The sequence below is a fragment of the Ensifer adhaerens genome, from assembly GCF_013283195.1.
Taxonomy (GTDB): Bacteria; Pseudomonadota; Alphaproteobacteria; order Rhizobiales; family Rhizobiaceae; genus Ensifer; species Ensifer adhaerens_G.
Map to the genome: position 1 here is coordinate 1,890,274 of NZ_JABEKT010000001.1, position 16,393 is coordinate 1,906,666.

The 16,393-nt window shown below is 61.3% G+C and carries 17 protein-coding genes; 6 read left to right on the top strand and 11 right to left on the bottom strand.

Annotated elements, in window-relative coordinates:
- Nucleotide 1: 1 nt before the first annotated feature.
- Nucleotides 2-577, bottom strand: coding sequence for a polysaccharide biosynthesis/export family protein (locus LPJGGPFB_RS08930; RefSeq protein WP_173419646.1), 576 nt, complete (start codon nucleotides 575-577; stop codon nucleotides 2-4).
- A 206-nt stretch (nucleotides 578-783) separates the two neighbouring features.
- Between LPJGGPFB_RS08930 and LPJGGPFB_RS08935 the strand changes: the two genes are divergently transcribed.
- A complete protein-coding gene (locus LPJGGPFB_RS08935) occupies nucleotides 784-2,973 on the top strand; it encodes a GumC family protein (RefSeq protein WP_173419647.1) in 2,190 nt (729 codons plus the stop codon).
- Between the two features lie 55 nt (nucleotides 2,974-3,028).
- Here LPJGGPFB_RS08935 and LPJGGPFB_RS08940 read toward each other — a convergent pair whose 3' ends face one another.
- The 3 genes from LPJGGPFB_RS08940 to LPJGGPFB_RS08950 all read right to left on the bottom strand — a co-directional run bounded on the left by LPJGGPFB_RS08940 (nucleotide 3,029) and on the right by LPJGGPFB_RS08950 (nucleotide 5,388).
- The gene (locus LPJGGPFB_RS08940) at nucleotides 3,029-4,276 is read right to left on the bottom strand and encodes a GNAT family N-acetyltransferase (RefSeq protein ID WP_173421002.1); all 1,248 of its coding nucleotides are present in this window, start codon (nucleotides 4,274-4,276) and stop codon (nucleotides 3,029-3,031) included.
- Between the two features lie 138 nt (nucleotides 4,277-4,414).
- Entirely contained in the window at nucleotides 4,415-5,158 is a 744-nt protein-coding gene (locus LPJGGPFB_RS08945) for a metallophosphoesterase family protein (protein ID WP_173419648.1), read from the bottom strand.
- Nucleotides 5,159-5,175: 17 nt separating this feature from the next.
- The gene (locus tag LPJGGPFB_RS08950; protein WP_025426549.1) at nucleotides 5,176-5,388 is read right to left on the bottom strand and encodes a DUF2842 domain-containing protein; all 213 of its coding nucleotides are present in this window, start codon (nucleotides 5,386-5,388) and stop codon (nucleotides 5,176-5,178) included.
- 164 nt (nucleotides 5,389-5,552) lie between these two features.
- Here LPJGGPFB_RS08950 and LPJGGPFB_RS08955 point away from each other — a divergent pair, with 164 nt between their 5' ends.
- A complete protein-coding gene (locus LPJGGPFB_RS08955; RefSeq protein WP_173419649.1) occupies nucleotides 5,553-6,656 on the top strand; it encodes a COX15/CtaA family protein in 1,104 nt (367 codons plus the stop codon).
- A gap of 71 nt (nucleotides 6,657-6,727) precedes the next feature.
- On the opposite strand, the gene argC is transcribed toward LPJGGPFB_RS08955, so the two are convergent.
- Nucleotides 6,728-7,660, bottom strand: coding sequence for an N-acetyl-gamma-glutamyl-phosphate reductase (gene argC / locus LPJGGPFB_RS08960; RefSeq protein ID WP_173419650.1), 933 nt, complete (start codon nucleotides 7,658-7,660; stop codon nucleotides 6,728-6,730).
- Between the two features lie 300 nt (nucleotides 7,661-7,960).
- Here argC and LPJGGPFB_RS33580 point away from each other — a divergent pair, with 300 nt between their 5' ends.
- Nucleotides 7,961-9,646 carry a sulfatase-like hydrolase/transferase gene (locus LPJGGPFB_RS33580; protein WP_173419651.1) on the top strand — a complete coding sequence of 562 codons (1,686 nt, stop codon included), beginning with the start codon at nucleotides 7,961-7,963 and terminating at the stop codon, nucleotides 9,644-9,646.
- An 11-nt stretch (nucleotides 9,647-9,657) separates the two neighbouring features.
- On the opposite strand, the gene speB is transcribed toward LPJGGPFB_RS33580, so the two are convergent.
- Nucleotides 9,658-10,620 carry an agmatinase gene (gene speB / locus LPJGGPFB_RS08970; protein WP_173419652.1) on the bottom strand — a complete coding sequence of 321 codons (963 nt, stop codon included), beginning with the start codon at nucleotides 10,618-10,620 and terminating at the stop codon, nucleotides 9,658-9,660.
- Between the two features lie 182 nt (nucleotides 10,621-10,802).
- A complete protein-coding gene (locus tag LPJGGPFB_RS08975) occupies nucleotides 10,803-11,594 on the bottom strand; it encodes a phenylalanine 4-monooxygenase (RefSeq protein ID WP_173419653.1) in 792 nt (263 codons plus the stop codon).
- Between the two features lie 111 nt (nucleotides 11,595-11,705).
- Here LPJGGPFB_RS08975 and LPJGGPFB_RS08980 point away from each other — a divergent pair, with 111 nt between their 5' ends.
- Nucleotides 11,706-12,179: an Lrp/AsnC family transcriptional regulator gene (locus LPJGGPFB_RS08980; protein ID WP_173419654.1), complete on the top strand. Its 474-nt coding sequence runs from the start codon at nucleotides 11,706-11,708 to the stop codon at nucleotides 12,177-12,179.
- 54 nt (nucleotides 12,180-12,233) lie between these two features.
- Here the strand turns inward: LPJGGPFB_RS08980 and rpsI are convergent, their stop codons facing one another.
- The 3 genes from rpsI to LPJGGPFB_RS08995 form a co-directional block, all read right to left on the bottom strand.
- A complete protein-coding gene (rpsI, locus tag LPJGGPFB_RS08985) occupies nucleotides 12,234-12,701 on the bottom strand; it encodes a 30S ribosomal protein S9 (RefSeq protein ID WP_112809942.1) in 468 nt (155 codons plus the stop codon).
- Nucleotides 12,701-13,165, bottom strand: a complete 465-nt coding sequence (gene rplM / locus LPJGGPFB_RS08990) for a 50S ribosomal protein L13 (protein WP_112809941.1) — start codon at nucleotides 13,163-13,165, stop codon at nucleotides 12,701-12,703. Before rplM ends, rpsI begins: the two co-directional genes overlap by 1 nt.
- Before the next feature lie 225 nt (nucleotides 13,166-13,390).
- Entirely contained in the window at nucleotides 13,391-13,822 is a 432-nt protein-coding gene (locus LPJGGPFB_RS08995; RefSeq protein ID WP_173419655.1) for a PaaI family thioesterase, read from the bottom strand.
- A 169-nt stretch (nucleotides 13,823-13,991) separates the two neighbouring features.
- Here LPJGGPFB_RS08995 and LPJGGPFB_RS09000 point away from each other — a divergent pair, with 169 nt between their 5' ends.
- Nucleotides 13,992-14,813, top strand: coding sequence for an enoyl-CoA hydratase (locus tag LPJGGPFB_RS09000; RefSeq protein ID WP_173419656.1), 822 nt, complete (start codon nucleotides 13,992-13,994; stop codon nucleotides 14,811-14,813).
- Between the two features lie 3 nt (nucleotides 14,814-14,816).
- Here the strand turns inward: LPJGGPFB_RS09000 and LPJGGPFB_RS09005 are convergent, their stop codons facing one another.
- A complete protein-coding gene (locus LPJGGPFB_RS09005; protein WP_173419657.1) occupies nucleotides 14,817-15,653 on the bottom strand; it encodes a DMT family transporter in 837 nt (278 codons plus the stop codon).
- Between the two features lie 184 nt (nucleotides 15,654-15,837).
- On the opposite strand from LPJGGPFB_RS09005, the gene LPJGGPFB_RS09010 reads away from it, so the two are divergent.
- The gene (locus LPJGGPFB_RS09010) at nucleotides 15,838-16,266 is read left to right on the top strand and encodes a CoA-binding protein (protein WP_173419658.1); all 429 of its coding nucleotides are present in this window, start codon (nucleotides 15,838-15,840) and stop codon (nucleotides 16,264-16,266) included.
- Nucleotides 16,267-16,393 lie beyond the last annotated feature (127 nt).

Here is a 16,393-nt window from a genome sequence, read left to right on the forward strand (position 1 = left end):
ATCAGAACAGCCGTTCGCGAATGTAAATCGTATCGCCGGCCAGCACGGCATCGGTGATGGGCACGCGGCCGGTGATGATGCGGCCGTTGATCTTGCGCGTGACGTCGGCGCTCGCCTGGTTGGCGCGCGGGGAGAAGCCGCCGGCAACCGCGATCGCGTTCTGCACCGTCATTCCCGGCACATAGGCATACTGCCCAGCCTGGCCGACTTCGCCCATGATAAAGACCGAACGATAGCGATCGACCTCGATGGTGACATCGGGGTCGCGCAGATAGCCTTGCTTCAACTTCGCTGCGATCATGCCTTCGAGTTCGGGCAGTGTGTGGCCACGGGAGGCGACTGTGCCGATCAGCGGGAAGGCAACGTAGCCCGCCTGATCGACCGTATAGGTACCGCTGAGGCCCGCCTGCTCAAAGACGTTGATGCGTAGCCGGTCGCCGCTGTCCAGCCGGTAGGGCTGGATCGTTGCCTCGCTGAACGCCTTGGGTGCCGGCTGGTAGCTTGTGCAGCCGCCGAGCAACATCGACAGTGCTGCCACCGCAATAGCGAGACCCGTCTTCATACCTGCGGTTGACATGCTGCTCTTGGGCTCCGGAAACGACCACCTCTTTCGTCGTTATCGATCTGTTAGGGTTAATAGCTGGTAAACTCGCGGTAGAATTTTCAGCGGGACTGGCCCGCTCGAAGGAGGGGGCAATCGCCCAAAGGTTGAGCGACTATTAACCCTTGCGTTACCATGTTCATTTACCCTCCAGCGAAATTATAAGGTTCGGAGCCATAAGCATGTCGGGAAACGGCAGCGGACAACAGGATGTGGATATCGATCTCGGCGGGCTGTTCCGCGCCGTGTGGGATCGACGCGTCAAGGTATTGCTCGCCACGGCGTGTGTTGCAGCCCTCGCTTTCGGCGCCGCAAAGATGATTGCGCCGGACTTTCAAAGCGAGACACGCGTCCTCATCGAATCACGGGAACCGGAATTCAGCGGCTCGAACCAGAATGCGCAGACCGGGTCAGACCGCGTCTTCGACGAATCCGGCATCTTGAGCCAGGTTCAGGTGCTGCGCTCGGCCGACCTGATCAAGCAGGTTGCGCGAAACATGAAGCTGTACGAGCTGAAGGAGTTTGATCCTTCGGCCGATCCTTCGGCGGTTTCCGATCTGATGGTCATGCTTGGCTTGAGGAAGAACCCGTTGGAAATGCCGCCGGAAGAGCGGGTGCTGAAAGAGTTCACGTCGAAGCTGCAGGTCTATCAGGTGGAGAAATCGCGTGTGATCGCGATCGCCTTTACGTCGAAGGATCGACAGCTGGCGGCCGCGATCCCGAACGAGATGGCCAAGGTCTTCCTGTCGGTGCAAAGTGGTGCAAAGCTTGACACCAATTCCGAGGCAAGCCGCTGGCTGGAGCCGGAAATCGCCAATCTGCGCGAGAAGGTGAGGGAGGCCGAAGCTAAGGTCGCGGCCTATCGTTCGTCTTCCGATCTGCTGCCGACCGGCGAGACCACGAATTTTGCCACCCGGCAACTCACCGACATATCGACCGAGCTGACCCGTGTGCGCGGCGAGCGGGCCAATGCCGAGGCGCGCGCCGAGGGCGTGCGGGCGGCACTGGCGAGTGGCCGCGACGCGGACACCATTGCAGACGTCGTCAGTTCACCGATGATCCAGCGCCTCAAGGAGACTGAGGCGAACCTGCAGGGGCAGGTGGCCGACCTTTCGACGACGCTGCTGGACGGCCATCCACGACTGAAGGCACTGAAATCGCAGGTCGAGGGCATCAGGGCGCAAATCCGCTCGGAAACGCGTAAAATCCTCAGCAGCCTTGAAAATGAAGCGCAGGTCGGCGCGTTGCGCGAGCAGCAATTGACCCAGCAGTTGAACGCGCTCAAGGCAAAATCGGCTCAGGCCGGCGAGGAAGAGGTGGGCCTGCGCGCGCTTGAGCGCGAAGCAACTGCCCAGCGGCAGCTGCTTGAGACTTATCTGGCACGTTACCGCGAAGCGACATCGCGCACGGTCGAGAATGCAACGCCCGCCGATGCTCGCGTCATTTCGAGTGCGGTGGTTCCCACGGGCGCCAGCTTCCCCAAAGTGATGCCCATCACCATCGTCGCGGCCCTTGCGACCTTTCTTTTGAGCTGCATCATCATCATGCTTGGGGAGCTTTTCAGCGGCCGCGCGTTGCGGCCGGTGTCGGCCGGCACCGAGCGGCGGCCAGCCCCCTCGAGACCGGCAATCGCCGCTGTCGCTGCCGCGGATGCCGGCGACGACAAGCCGGTAATATCGTCTGAGTTGAACGATGCCATCGATCTGCCGCCTCTTGTGCCCCTTGTTGCAGCCGAAGCGGAGGATGTCGTGAAGGCGCCAGACGGCGAGACGGCCGAACCGGACTTCTCGATCGAAGCGGTTGCCGATCACCTGCGGGAAAACGAAGTTCGGATCGCAATCTCGGTTTCACCGGGCGGCGACGAAGGATCGACGGCGACGGTCATGCTGGCGCGCCTGATCGCCGAAGAAGAACGAAAGGTCGTGCTGATCGACCTGACGGGTTCCGCCTGCCCGACCCGCCTGATGGCACGCTCGGCGCAACTCCCCGGTATCACCAATCTGCTCGCGGGCGAGGTTCCATTCACCGAAACCATCCATGCCGACCGATTCTCCGATGCGCATATCATTCCGCAAGGGGATGCCGATCCGCGAACGGCGATGCGCGGCATCGAGCGGCTGCAGATGATCATCGATGCGTTGACCAATGCCTATGATCTGGTTTTGGTCGAGTGCGGACCGGCCGACGAGGGAGCCGTCGACAAGATTGCCCGTCGTGGCGATGCTGAGATCATCCTGTCGGCACCGTCGGTCAGCGATGAACGGATCGTCGAAGTCCTGACCGGTTTCGGCGAGGCAGGCTATCGCGACATCGTGCTGATGACCGGGCGCGGTGAAACGGGCCCGGACTATACCGATCGCGATGCGGCATGAGCAGGCACGGCGCCGTCTTCAAATTGAGAATTGAGCGTCGCGCGGTCGGTGCCGCCTAAGCGCTATCGGCGTCGGTAGTCCGTCGGTCGGTGTGTGTTTTGCGGCTGCGCGCGCGCTGGAGGAAGGCATAGACGGCCTTGTTCGCCTTGATCGTCGCCTTTGCCCGCACCACGGCCCGGTGATAACAGGCAGCCAGGCGACCGCGCAGCGTCAGCGGCAAGACGATATCCCTGAGCGGCGTTTCAATGGTGCACCACGAGCGCTTATAGGGCTGGTCGCCGACCCCGAAGTCGAAGAGTGTCACATCCTTTCCGCAGAGCCTCTCGATCATTCTATAGAACAGAAGCTCACCAGGACTGGCATCGCCCGCCAGTTCCTCGTCGATCGAGCCGAATTGGCATATGACATGGTCGGCCTTTCGCGAAAGACCGGCGACAGCGACGATACGCCCCCCATGTTCACCCCTCAGGCGGATGGCATTGAGTTCGAGCAACTCGTCGTCGGCGACGCTACGGCGGCCGGCGATCGCATGAAAGAATGCGCGTGTCCGATGATCATGGAAAACGTCGGGAAGACCGAGGGCTGCAAACCGGACCGCCTTTTGACGGAAGAAGACGTCGAGCAACTCCTCTGCGTGTTGCGGGCTCTCGGCAATCACGTAGTCATAGCCCCCGAGCGCGTCCAGCCGCCGCTCTGAAATCCGCATTTTCTTGCGCCGGCGCTTTGCATTCACCTGGGCGAGCGTTTTTTCAAAACTCGAAAGCAGCGGCAATTGAAACGAGGCGTTCTGGTGCTTGACGCCGGGCAGGCGTGCCAGCGGGCTTGCGGTTCCGCGCCAGTCGTGCGGTGTCTTTTCGAGCGTCACGAGGTCGACCTTGTGGCGCAGGTGGTGATGGAGTGCACGCGTCAACAGATCGGCAAACTCGGCCGAGGAAATGGGCAGTGCGTCCGTTGCAAAAAGCCCGGTGTTGAGATTGCTGTGCAGTGCACCGATCAGCCGAGCCGTGTTGAACAGGCGACCAGACACGATCTCCAGCGGCAGGATGAAGAGCAATTCGCCATCGAAGGTGCCGCGAATGATCAGCAGTTCACTGTCATGGACTTGCGCCCAGGCGACGCACCAGTCGTAACTCTGATGTAGAGAATTGAGTGCATGGGCATCGAGTGAGCGCCATTCCTGCTCCAGAGATGCAACCGTATCGTGGACGGAAATCTCGAACCGGCTCACGGCGGCGTCGGACCTTGACGCAGCTTTTGCGCCTCGCTGGCCCGATCGGCCTATGGTGAGTTCAGTGTTCAACATCGGCAAAGCCGTCCGGATGCGGGTTTCTGCTGCCATTGAACTGACACTCCGCTACGATCCGCTTAATACCTCAAATATCGCCGGTTCCCACGGGCAACAACCGGAGAATGCAGTTAGCAAAGCATGAAGTCAGTGCGGCTAAGCGCCGAGAAAACCCGATGCAAGGGCCTCTGCCCATTCCGGACGGTCTCGCTGCGCCGCCAGCCTCGACATCGCCTGGTGGTCATAAGGGACCGTGCGGAACGTCGTGCTCCAATTGTCGCCGGAACGCTCGATGATGGCGTAGCGCGCATCCGGTGAGCCAACCTCGACCTTGTGGGCGACCGGGTGATCGTCAGTGTAGCCTGGGCAGCCGACACTGCCGGGGTTGACCACGAGCCGTCCGTCCGCAAGGCGGATCGCCCGGGGAATGTGCGTGTGGCCGCAGAGAATGACGGGCTGCGTGATGCCTGTCGCGAAGGCTTCGATGGCGCTGCGTGCCGCCTGATGGACGACGCCCTCCGCCGTCAATGCTTCGAGCCAGTAGGTTTCGTCGCTCCCTGGCGTGCCATGGCAAAGAAAGAGCGCATCGCGATAGATGCGGGTGGCCGGCAATGTCGCCAGCCATTCGATATGCCGAGGCTGCAATTCCGCGTGGGCGGCGCGGTCGGACAGCCCCATGTCGGCGGGGTCGAGCGTCAGAAGGTATCGGTCATGATTTCCGGATATCGACGGGATGTCGCGCGCCATCAGGATATCGGCAGTGCGGGCGGCGTTGAGCGGCCCGCTGACGTGATCGCCGAGATTGACGATGTCGGTGATGCCCAACGCGTCAATATCCGCAAGCACCGCCTCAAGCGCGAGGTCGTTGCCATGGATATCGGAAATGATCGCAACCTTCATCGGCGTTCCCTTAAGGCTCAGCGGTCCTTCGCCGGCTTTTCCATCCACTTGATGATCAGCATGGCCGGCAGCACCCAAAGCAGGCCGGTAAAGAAGAAGTACATCAGATGCACCCACCACGGGGCGGCACCGAGCAGCAACGAAGCGAAAGTCACCGCGGCGAGCGCATAGACGATGACGAGGATGATGATCAGGATCGTGCCGATCAGCTTTCTGAGACGTACGGGCATTTCATTTCTTTCAAAGGGTGCGATATCCGGCCGCGACGGCATGCCGCAAAGGGTTCGGCCTTGTTTTGCATGCCGCTCTGGTGCAAATCAACGGCTTTCCGGCAGGCGCGGCGATGAACCGCCCGATCCCCTGCCGCCAACCCCGCGATACCAGAGGGAAAACCATGGCAGGCGTCGAATTGGCGACAGAACAGATGCTCCGAAGCGAGATCGGCAGGGCCGATCGCAACCGCCGGCAGATCCGCGGCTGGCTGGTCGTCGTTCTCTTCACGCTGTTTGCGCTCGTGCTTGTCGGTGGCGCAACCCGTCTGACGGAATCCGGCCTGTCGATCACCGAATGGAAGCCGATCCACGGCGTCATCCCACCGCTGACGGCTGAGGAGTGGGAAGAAGAGTTTCAGCTCTACCAGCGCATTCCGCAATATCAGCAGGTCAACAAGGGCATGACCGTCGGCGAGTTCAAGACGATTTTCTGGTGGGAATGGGCGCATCGGCTGCTGGCCCGCACGATCGGCGTGATTTTTGCTGTTCCGCTCGCCTTCTTCTGGTTCACCGGTCGGGTCGAACGCCGCCTGCGGTGGCCGCTGCTCGGGATTCTGGCGCTTGGCGGCTTCCAGGGGTTCATCGGCTGGTGGATGGTATCCTCTGGCCTAGTGGAGCGAACCGAAGTCAGCCAGTATCGCCTCGCAACCCACCTCGTCATCGCCTGCCTGATCTTTGCCGCCTGCATGTGGATTCAGCGCGGGCTTTGTCCGCATTCAGGCGACGCCGCGCCGACAGATCGCTCGCGTAAGATGGCAGCGATCATCGCCATCATGAGCCTGTTCCAGATTTATCTCGGCGCGCTGGTGGCCGGCCTTGATGCGGGTTTCAGCTACAACACCTGGCCGCTGATGGATGGCGCGCTGATCCCGTCCGATCTGTTCCTGCAGCATCCCTGGTGGATCAACGTCTTCGAGAACCCGAAGACCGTGCAGTTCATCCACCGGATCGGCGCTTACGTGCTCTTCGCACTGGCGCTGATGCACGTGATCGCCTCGGTGAAGGCCGCCCCTCAGTCCACCCACGCGCGCCGGTCGGTGTTGCTGTTCGTGCTCATTGGCATTCAGGCGGTGATCGGCATCACCACGTTGTTGCTACAGGTGCCGGTCGGCTGGGGCGTCCTGCATCAGGGCGGCGCGCTGGTGGTGCTCGGCTTCGCCATTGCCCATTGGCGCGGTTTCATCGGCGAATATCCGAAGCCGACGGCCATCGAGCTGCGCAGCTAAAGCCTGCCACATCAATAAAAAAAGCCCGGCAAACGTCTCGCCGGGCTTCTTGTTTGTGACGCTGCCGCCGATCAGGCCGACAGCATCAAATCCATGTTCTGGACGGCCGCACCTGAGGCGCCCTTGCCGAGGTTGTCGAGCAGGGCGACCAGGTTCACGTGGGTTCCGCCCGGCGTGCCGAACACGAAGAGCTTCATCGTGTCTGCGCCGGCGAGCTCCGTCGCATCGATACGCCCGAGCTTCTCGCTGGCGGCAAGCGGGACGACCTCGACGATCGACTGCCCGACATAATGCTCGACTAATGCGGAATGAATGCTCTCGATCGTCGCGCCGGAGGCGAGATCGTCGAGATAGAGCGGGACTTGCACGATCATGCCCTGCGGGAATTTGCCGACTGAAGGCGCAAAGACCGGAGCGCGGTCGAGCAGCCCGTGCATCTTCATTTCGGGCACGTGCTTGTGTTTGAGCGTCAGGCCGTAGAGGAAATGCGGCGCGCTGATGTGGTCCGAGTTCGCCTCGTCTTCCATCTGCGCGATCATCTGCTTGCCACCACCCGTATAGCCGGAAACGGCGTTGACCGTCACCGGGTAGCCATCGGGCAGAATGCCGGCCTGGCGCAGCGGCCGGATGACGCCGATGGCGCCTGTCGGGTAGCAGCCGGGATTGGCAACATGGCGGGCGTCGCGGATCTTGGCCGGCTGCGCACTGTCCATCTCCGCAAAGCCATAGGCCCAGTCCGGTGCGATCCGGTGTGCGGTCGAGGTATCGATGATGCGCACCCGGTTGTTGCCGGAGACCATGGAAACGGCCTCGCGTGAGGCGTCGTCCGGCAGGCAGAGGATGGCGATGTCGGCATTGTTCAGAAGATCTTCACGCATCGCGGCGTTGCGTCGCTCGGCTTCCGGTATCGACAGGAGTTCGAGATCGCTGCGGCCGGCCATGCGGGTGCGGATCTGCAACCCGGTGGTGCCGTGTTCGCCATCGATGAAGATCTTCGGTTTCATGATTTTCCCGTTCTTCCAGAAGGTTACGAGTCATTGCGGAATCAATCTGACACAGATTTGATTCAGTTTCTCAACGCACCGTTCGAGCGTCGAGCGCCCGCCCGGTGGCGCGGTCGTGTTCATATATAAGCAGCGGCCGGAGCCCGCAACCGTGCAGCCGGTGCTCGCGGCGGATTGGTGGCGCGGCGGCGCACGTTGCGCCCTTAACCATGACTTGCGATTTGCAACCTAAAGGTTGCCTTCTGCCCGGAAATTCCGCATCTGAAGAATTGTCATAAAACTGTCATGGGGAAGCGGCGGGTGAAGAGCGTTATGGAGAAGGCTGGGCGCGTGCTCAGGCACCCGCTGCCTATCGCGCTGGCGTTTCTCGCGCTGCTGCAAGCCTTGCACTACTTCGATACGCGGTGGCGGTTCGTGCCCTTCCTCGTCACGGTGACGCTGGCGATCGCCGCATTGCTGTTCCTGTTGTCGCGTCGGCCGGCTTTTTCGCTTTGGGCTGCGGGCCTGACGGTCTTGCTGATTGCGGCGATGTCGGAGGTCAAGTTCCGCCTCAAGGGCTTTTCCCTTCACGTCTTCGATTTCGCCTTCACCGGCCTCGATCGATCCGCGCTCTCCTTTCTCGTCGGTTCCTATTTCCATCTTCTGATCGCTGGCATCGCGGCGCTGATCGCAGCGCTCGTGTTCCTGATCATGGCATTTCGCAGCGATCGTCCGTCGGGACGCTCTTTTGGCGTTCGCGCCGGCCTGCTTTTCGCCATGGCCGCCGGCGTCTTCGTTCTCTATCCCGACAAGAAGGACGAGCCGGACTACGTCCATTACATCTCCGGCTACGACGCCTCGTCCTTTTTCGTCTCGATCGGCGATCTCGAATTTCCGCTCGGGCGTATCGTACTTGCCGATCGGCTGGAGAATGTCGAGGCGAAGGGCAGCCTTCGCGACGACATCAGCTGCGACGTGGCCGCGAGCAAACCCGACCTTTTCGTCGTGCTCAGCGAGAGCCAGACGAGCCCCAGCTACTTCCCGCAGGTGAACGTTCCGGAGTGGATGAGCGCGTCGTTCCAGTCGCAGGACGGCCAGGTGCATCCCCTGCAGGTCGAGACGTTCGGCGGCGGCACATGGGTCACGAACTTTTCCGTCATGACAGGATTATCCGGTGCGGACTTTGGTTGGCAAAGCCCCTATGTCACGCAAATCCTCGAGGGCAGGGTGAAGACGAGCCTGCCAAGTCTGTTGGCGCGATGCGGTTATCGCACCGTCGCGGTGATGCCGATGCAGGCGAGTTTCGTCAACGAGGGGCCATTCCTGACGTCGATCGGTTTTCAGGAGATCGTCGACTTCGACGCGATGAAGCCGAAATCGCATTTCGTGCGCGACAGCTTCTATTTCGATGCTGTCGAACGGATCGTTCGAGAGCATCGCGAGAAGGATCGGCGTCCGTTGTTCATTGCCATGCAGACGCTTTTTCCGCACGGGCCCTATGATATGAGCCTTGTGCCGGCGGACGCGTTACCGGGCACGGCTCTCGCCCCTGACGCCGAACCCAACGAGTACCTGCGCCGTGTGGCGCTCGCAAAGCAAGATCTTCAGGATTTTCGCAGCAAGCGCCAGCAGGCGCCTGGCCCCAATGGCACTGTCGTTCTCGATTTCGGCGATCACCAAGCAGTTGCCACCAAGGACTATCTGCTGGCTGATGCGCCCGCAGGCAATGTCTTTGCCGACCTCAGATCGCTCGCCTACAAGACCTACTATTCGGTTTACGCCTACGGGCGCGAGATCGATATGCGGCCTTTTGCCAAGCCGCTGGATGTCGGCTTCCTCTCGGCAAGCCTGATCGAGGCCGCCGGCCTGCCGACATCGCCGACATTTAAGGCGCTGGCGCGCCTGCGTGATGCCTGCGGCGGATACTACCACACCTGCCCGGACCGCTCGCTCGTCGACCAGCATCTTCGCCAACGCCAGAATGCGGGACTGCTCAATCTCGATTGATGGCCGTGCGATCAGCGCAGCGTCGAGCGCTCCGCCAGCTTTTCGGCATGCAGGCCAAGCATGTACATGGCGACGGTGGCACCGGCGATGGCGGTGATATCGGCGTGGTCATAGGCGGGTGCGACTTCGACCACATCGCTGCCGACGACCGTCAGTGCACCCAGCTTGCGCAGAACCGAAAGCATCTTTGAGCTGGACGGTCCGCCGGCAACGGGCGTGCCGGTGCCGGGCGCATAGGCCGGGTCGAGGCAATCGATGTCAAACGTCAGATAGGCCTTGCGTTCCCCGACCTGCTGGATGATGGCGTCTGCAATGTCTGCGACCCTCATTTCCTCGATGTCGTAGCCATAGAGAATGCGGATACCGCAATCCTCCGGCGCATGGGTGCGAATACCGATCTGGATCGACGCGTCGGTGTCGATGAGGCCAGCGCGCGCTGCACGGCCGACAAAGGAGCCATGATCGATGCGGCCGCGTTCGTCCGGCCAGGTGTCCTGATGCGCGTCGAACTGGACGAGGGCGAGGGGGCCGTGGATCGCAGCGTGCGCCTTGAGGATCGGATAGGTGACGAAATGGTCGCCGCCCAGTGTCTGGAGATAGGCGCCGCTCTTCAGGATCTTTGCCGTTTCACGCTCGATCGTTGCCGGTGTTTTCGAGTGGTTGCCGTAATCGAGCAGGCAGTCGCCGTAGTCGATGGTCGCCATCTCGGCGAAGAGATCGCGCTCGAACGGGTACTGCGGATCGTTGTCGAAGATCGCCGATGCGCGGCGGATCGCCTGCGGCCCGAAGCGGGCACCGGGACGGTTTGAGGTGGCGGCGTCAAAGGGGATACCCCAGACGACGGCATCGACGTCTTTCAGCTGCTTTGAGTATTTTCTTCGCATGAAGGAGAGAATGCCGGCATGCGTCGGGTCCGATGCCGCCGAAGTCAGTGAGCGCGCCGTCAGCGCGTGATCGATCGTCCTGTTCGCCATATCCCGTCTCCCGTGTATGGCGAGACGTTGGACAATCGTCGCCGGCAAGGCAAGTCCCTGCCGGCGAATTCTCTTGCACACCCCTTTAGATCGATTCCGATCAAAGGATAAATTATGCAGTATATTCATGGTGTTACAGCTCCATCTGCGCGTCATGTTTGACGCGTGGCGCTGTAATGCTGTCAGGACGCCTTGGCTTCGTAGGTCGGCGCGAAGTCGCCAAGCGCCTTGGCCTCGTTGATCCGCGCGCCAATGTCCTCCTCGATGATCGCCTCAAGCTGTGCGAAGCTGTCGATGACATAATAGATCGGCTGGACGATATCGATGCGGTACGGCGTGCGCAGCACGGTCATCAGGTCGAAGGGGCGGAATTCGCTGGCCGAAGGTTCCATAGCCGTCCGGGTCTCGTTCGGCGACGACACGATGCCGGCACCGAAGCAGCGCCGTCCTTGCGGCGTGTTGATCAGGCCGAACTCCACGGTGAACCAGAAGATCCGGAACATGTGCCAGGAATAGCCCTTGCCGAGGGCTACGGCCTTTTCGCCGAAGCGGCGGACGAAATGGGCGTAGCTCTGGTTGGTCAGGAGCGGGCAGTGGCCGAACACTTCGTGGAAGATATCGGGCTCTTCGATGTAGTCGATATGTTCGCGCCGGCGGATGAAGGTCGCGAGCGGAAACTTGCCCTCTGACAGAAGCTCGTAGAACCGCGAGGGCGGGATCAGCGCCGGTACGCCTTCGACGCCGAAGCCGGTGGTTTCCTGCAGGCGGCGGTTGACCTCCTGCAACTGCGGTACGCGGTCCGGGCCAAGACCGAGCTTGCGTGCACCCTCCAGATATTCGTCGCAGGCCTTGTCGGCGAGCAGCTTCATCTGCCGCTGGTAAAGCTCGCCCCAAATCGCGTCCTCTTCGGGCGTGTAATGATAGCTGCCGTCCGGCTCGGGCAGTTTCGCGGTGTAGCTGCTTTCTTTCGGCATGACGTCTCCTCTTCGCCAAAACACCAAGTTGTTGCAATTGTATCGCGAATGGAGCGAGTATTTGTTTCACAGTTGCCGGTGGAGGACGCTGTTGCGGGAGGAAATTTCGGAATGTCATCGGATTTGAAGGAAACTTCCCAACCATTGCGTAAGCTGCTGCGGCTGATTCAGGCCGATAGCGGCCAGTCCCTATCGGAACTCGCGGAACGGGCGGGCATGTCGCAAAGCTCGACCTGGCGGCGGCTTCAGGAGCTTGAGGCCGACGGGGTGATCCGCAAGCGGGTGGCGCTGCTCGATCCGGGCAAGCTGGACCTGAAGCTCTGCATCATCGCGCATGTGACGCTGGAGGACCATCATGACGAGGCGATTGCCGCCTTCTCGGCGGTCGTGCGCGACCGGCCGGAGATCATGGAGTGCTACGCGCTGTCGGGCACCTTCGACTACATGCTGAAGATCCGGGCAAACGACGTCGACAGCTACGACGCCTTCATGACGCGCTACCTGATGCGCAATCCGCATGTGCGCACGGTGGTGTCGAGCTTCGTGCTGCGCGAACTGAAATCGACGACGGAATTGCCGATCTGAAACGAAAAAAGGCCGAGCGAACCCGGCCTTCCAAGATGCAGTGTCTTCCAGCGATTAACGCTTGGAGAACTGGAACGAACGACGGGCCTTGGCCTTGCCGTACTTCTTACGTTCAACGACACGGCTGTCGCGGGTCAGGAAGCCGCCCTTCTTCAGGACCGAGCGCAGGCCCGGTTCGAAGTAGGTGAGCGCCTTGGAGATGCCGTGACGAACGGCACCGGCCTGGCCGGAGAGACCGCCACCGGCGACCGTCGCGTCGATGTCGAACTGGCCGTCACGGGCAGCTGCGACGATCGGCTGCTGCAGGATCATCTGCAGAACCGGACGAGCGAAGTAGTCGAGGTACGGCTTGCCGTTGATGGTGATCTTGCCCGAGCCGGGCTTGACCCATACGCGGGCAACAGCGTTCTTACGCTTGCCGGTCGCATAGGAGCGGCCCTGAGCGTCGACCTTCTTGACGTGAACCGGAGCTGCCGGTTCCGCAGTCGTGGCGATTTCCTTGAGAGCGGAAAGGTCGGCCATTAGGCGCTCCTTGTGTTCTTGCTGTTCAGCTTGGCGACGTCGAGGACGGCCGGCTGCTGTGCTTCATGCGGGTGGTTCGAGCCTGCGTATACGCGCAGGTTCTTCATCTGGCGACGGCCGAGCGGGCCGCGCGGAACCATGCGCTCGACGGCCTTCTCGAGGACGCGCTCCGGGAAGCGGCCTTCGATGATCTGGCGCGCAGTGCGCTCCTTGATGCCGCCGGGGTAGCCGGTGTGCCAGTAGTACTTCTTGTCGGTGTACTTCTTGCCCGTGAGCACGGCCTTCTCGGCGTTGATCACGATGACGTTGTCGCCATCGTCAACATGCGGCGTGAAGGTGGCTTTGTGCTTGCCGCGCAGGCGGTTCGCGATGATGGAAGCGAGGCGACCGACAACGAGGCCTTCGGCGTCGATGATGATCCACTTCTTCTCCACCTCTGCAGGCTTCTGAACGAAGGTTCCCATAACAAAACTCTTTCTCTGGACCCGAGCGGCGAACCGCTGGGCGTTTCTTGTTGCTTGGTTTTGGCTGAATTTCAGCCAAAAGAAGAAAGCGGCCCGAAGGGGACCGCGATCTGAGGGAGCTTATACGCAAGCGGGAAATGGGCGTCAACAACAGCGATTTCGCTGCTGTGAAATAAAGTGAAGCAAAAACAATGTGTTATCCTTGTGGTATTTTAATACCTCAAATTAACGCGGCGGAATCGAATAGGTCGCCGTCGCATGGGCCACGAGATCGTCGCTGCCGACCATGGCGATCGACGCATCGAGAACGGCCAATCTCTTGCCGAGCTTGAGGATGCGGCAGGTGCATTCGAGTGGCCGCGGATCCGGCTTGCGCAGAAAATTGATGTTGAGACTGGTGGTGACGGCCAGCGCCACCGGCCCGATATGGGCGATCAGGGCGATATAGGCGGAAACGTCCGCCAGCGCGAAAAGCGTCGGGCCCGACACGGTGCCGCCCGGCCGGATATGACGTTCGTTCGGATCGAGCCGCATCGTCGCAAATCCGGGGCCGGTGTCAGTGACATGGAAGACCTTGCCGTCCGTATGGACCTGCGGGAAGTCCGTATCGAGAAACCGGTTCAGCTCCTCGACTGTCATGATGGGCTGGATCGTCATCGGCAGGTTTCCTTTGTGCAAGCTTTCGCGCCAAGTGAAGCCGGTATGCTCTTTTGCGCAAGGCGGAAAAAGGTCTTAGGCGCGGTGGTGATCGCTGACTTGAAAGCACGCAGGCGGCGGCGTACCACGTACCGATCGATTGAATGAGACATGACAGCAGGAGAAGAGCATGGCGGACGTTGTTTCATTTCGGAAGGAAGAGCCAAGCGGATTGCTGCAGCGTGAGGTCTCGGGGCCGGTGCTCCGGCTGACGCTCAACAATCCGCCCGCCAACGTGCTTTCGATCGAGCTTATGGAAGCCCTGCACACGGCGCTCGACGCCGTTGCCCATTCCAAGGCCATCCGCGTCGTCGTGCTCTCGGCGTCCGGCAAGCTGTTTTCGGCGGGCCATGACCTCAAGGAAATGACCGCGCACAGGGCCGATGCCGACGGGGGCAGGGCATTCTTCGAAACGACGATCCGCCTGGCAGCAGACCTGATGATGAAGATCACACGGTTGCCCCAGGCGGTCCTCGCCGAGATCGACGGTCTCGCGACGGCGGCGGGCTGCCAACTGGTTGCCAGCTGCGATCTGGCGATCTGCACCGACAGCTCCACCTTCTGCACGCCGGGCGTCAATATCGGCCTGTTCTGCTCGACGCCGATGGTGGCGCTGTCGCGTGCATCGCACCGCAAGCAGGCGATGGAGATGCTTTTGACCGGCGAGACGATCGACGCATCGACCGCCAAGGATTTCGGCCTCGTCAATCGCATCGTGCCGCAACAGTATCTTCGCCAGGTCGTCGACAAGTACGCGGCCGTCATCGCCTCGAAATCGCCGCAGGCATTGAAGATCGGCAAGGAAGCATTTTATCGCCAGGCGGAAATGAGCCTTCCCGAGGCCTACGATTATGCGGTTGGCGTCATGGTCGAAAACATGCTGGCCGGCGACGCCGAAAACGGCATCGGCGCTTTCCTCGGCAAGCGTATGCCGGAATGGGATCGGGAATAGCGCTCAGGCCAGTTTCAGCAGGAGCGCGCCGAGCGCGATCACGCAGGCAGCTGCAATGCGCCAGACGCTGACGCGTTCCTTCAGAAACACCACCGAGATGACGACCGCGAACAGGATCGAGGTTTCGCGCAGAGCAGCGACGGAAGCGACCGGCGCCTTCGTCATCGCCCACAGTGCCAGACCGTAGGCACCAATGGAGCCGGCGCCGCCGATGAGGCCGCGCCACCAGTTCTTGTAGACGTGGCGGGCGACCGGTTTGATGCCGCGTCGGGCAAAGGCCCAGGTAAACAGAAGGACTGGCGGAAGCAGCGCCATCCACAGCGTGTACGAGATGGCATTGCCCGAAACGCGGGCGCCGATGCCGTCGACAAAGGTGTAACAAGCGATCACGCAGGCATTGAGCAATGCCAATATTATCGCGTGTTTGCCGCCCTTTCGCGCTTCGAACGCGAGCGTCAGAACGCCGACGCTGATCGTCAGCACGCCCGCCATGGCGCCGGTCGTCAGTCGCTCACCGATGATGAGACTGCTGGTGGAGGCGACGATCAGCGGAGCGACGCCGCGCATCAATGGATAGACGAGGCCGATATCGCCGGCACGGTAGGAAGCTGCAACCAGCTGGAAATAGGCAAACTGGAAGAGCGCCGACACCAGGATGTACGGCCATGCTTCTGGCTGCGGCAGAGGCAGGAACGGCAGGAAGGGGATCGCGACGGCGGCCGCGCCGAGCGCGATCATGGCCGCATCGAGCGATTTTTCCGAGCCCGCCTTGACCAGGGCATTCCAGGTCGCGTGCAACAGCGCCCCGAAAAGGACGAGTGCAATGACATCAAGGGGCAAGATGAAACCTCGGACGATGGTGTAGGCCGTTGCCAGCCTTGTCGCGCCACTGTACGGGAAAAGCAACCGGAAACTGGCAGGAGTGCGGCTCGCGCAGCGTCGCCGCTGCCATCAGGCGTTCGATTGACAGGCGCCACCACCGTGCAAACGATGCACGCGTTAACAGATGAGTTCGGATCAGACCATGAACCACGACGCCTACCCGGATTATTACCTTGCCGATATCCTGCGCTCGGCCAAGACGATCGCCCTCGTCGGCGCGTCACCGAACGCCGAGCGGCCGAGCCACCGCGTCATGGCGTTCCTTCTGCGCAAGGGCTATCGCGTCATCCCGATCAATCCCGGCCATGTCGGCAAGACAATTCTTGATCAGCCTGTGATTGGAAGGCTCGCCGACATCAAGCAGCCGATCGACATGGTCGATGTCTTCCGCGCCGCCGATGCCCTGCCGGCGCTCGTCGACGAAATCCTGGCTCTCGATATCTTGCCGAAGGCGATCTGGGGGCAGCTGTCGGTGAGGCATGACGCTGCCGCCACCAAGGCGGAGGCCGCCGGCATCAAGGTGGTCATGGATCGCTGTCCGGCAATGGAATACCCGCGCCTGATCGGTTGACGCGGTATCGGCGGCAGCGATGTTTCGCTCAACCGTCAGTTTTGAAAAAATCTTTCTTTGACCATGCGTGGCAGCTCTGGGATAGTGCCGCCGCTCCAGAGCACCGAGCCGAAAGTCCGAGCGGATC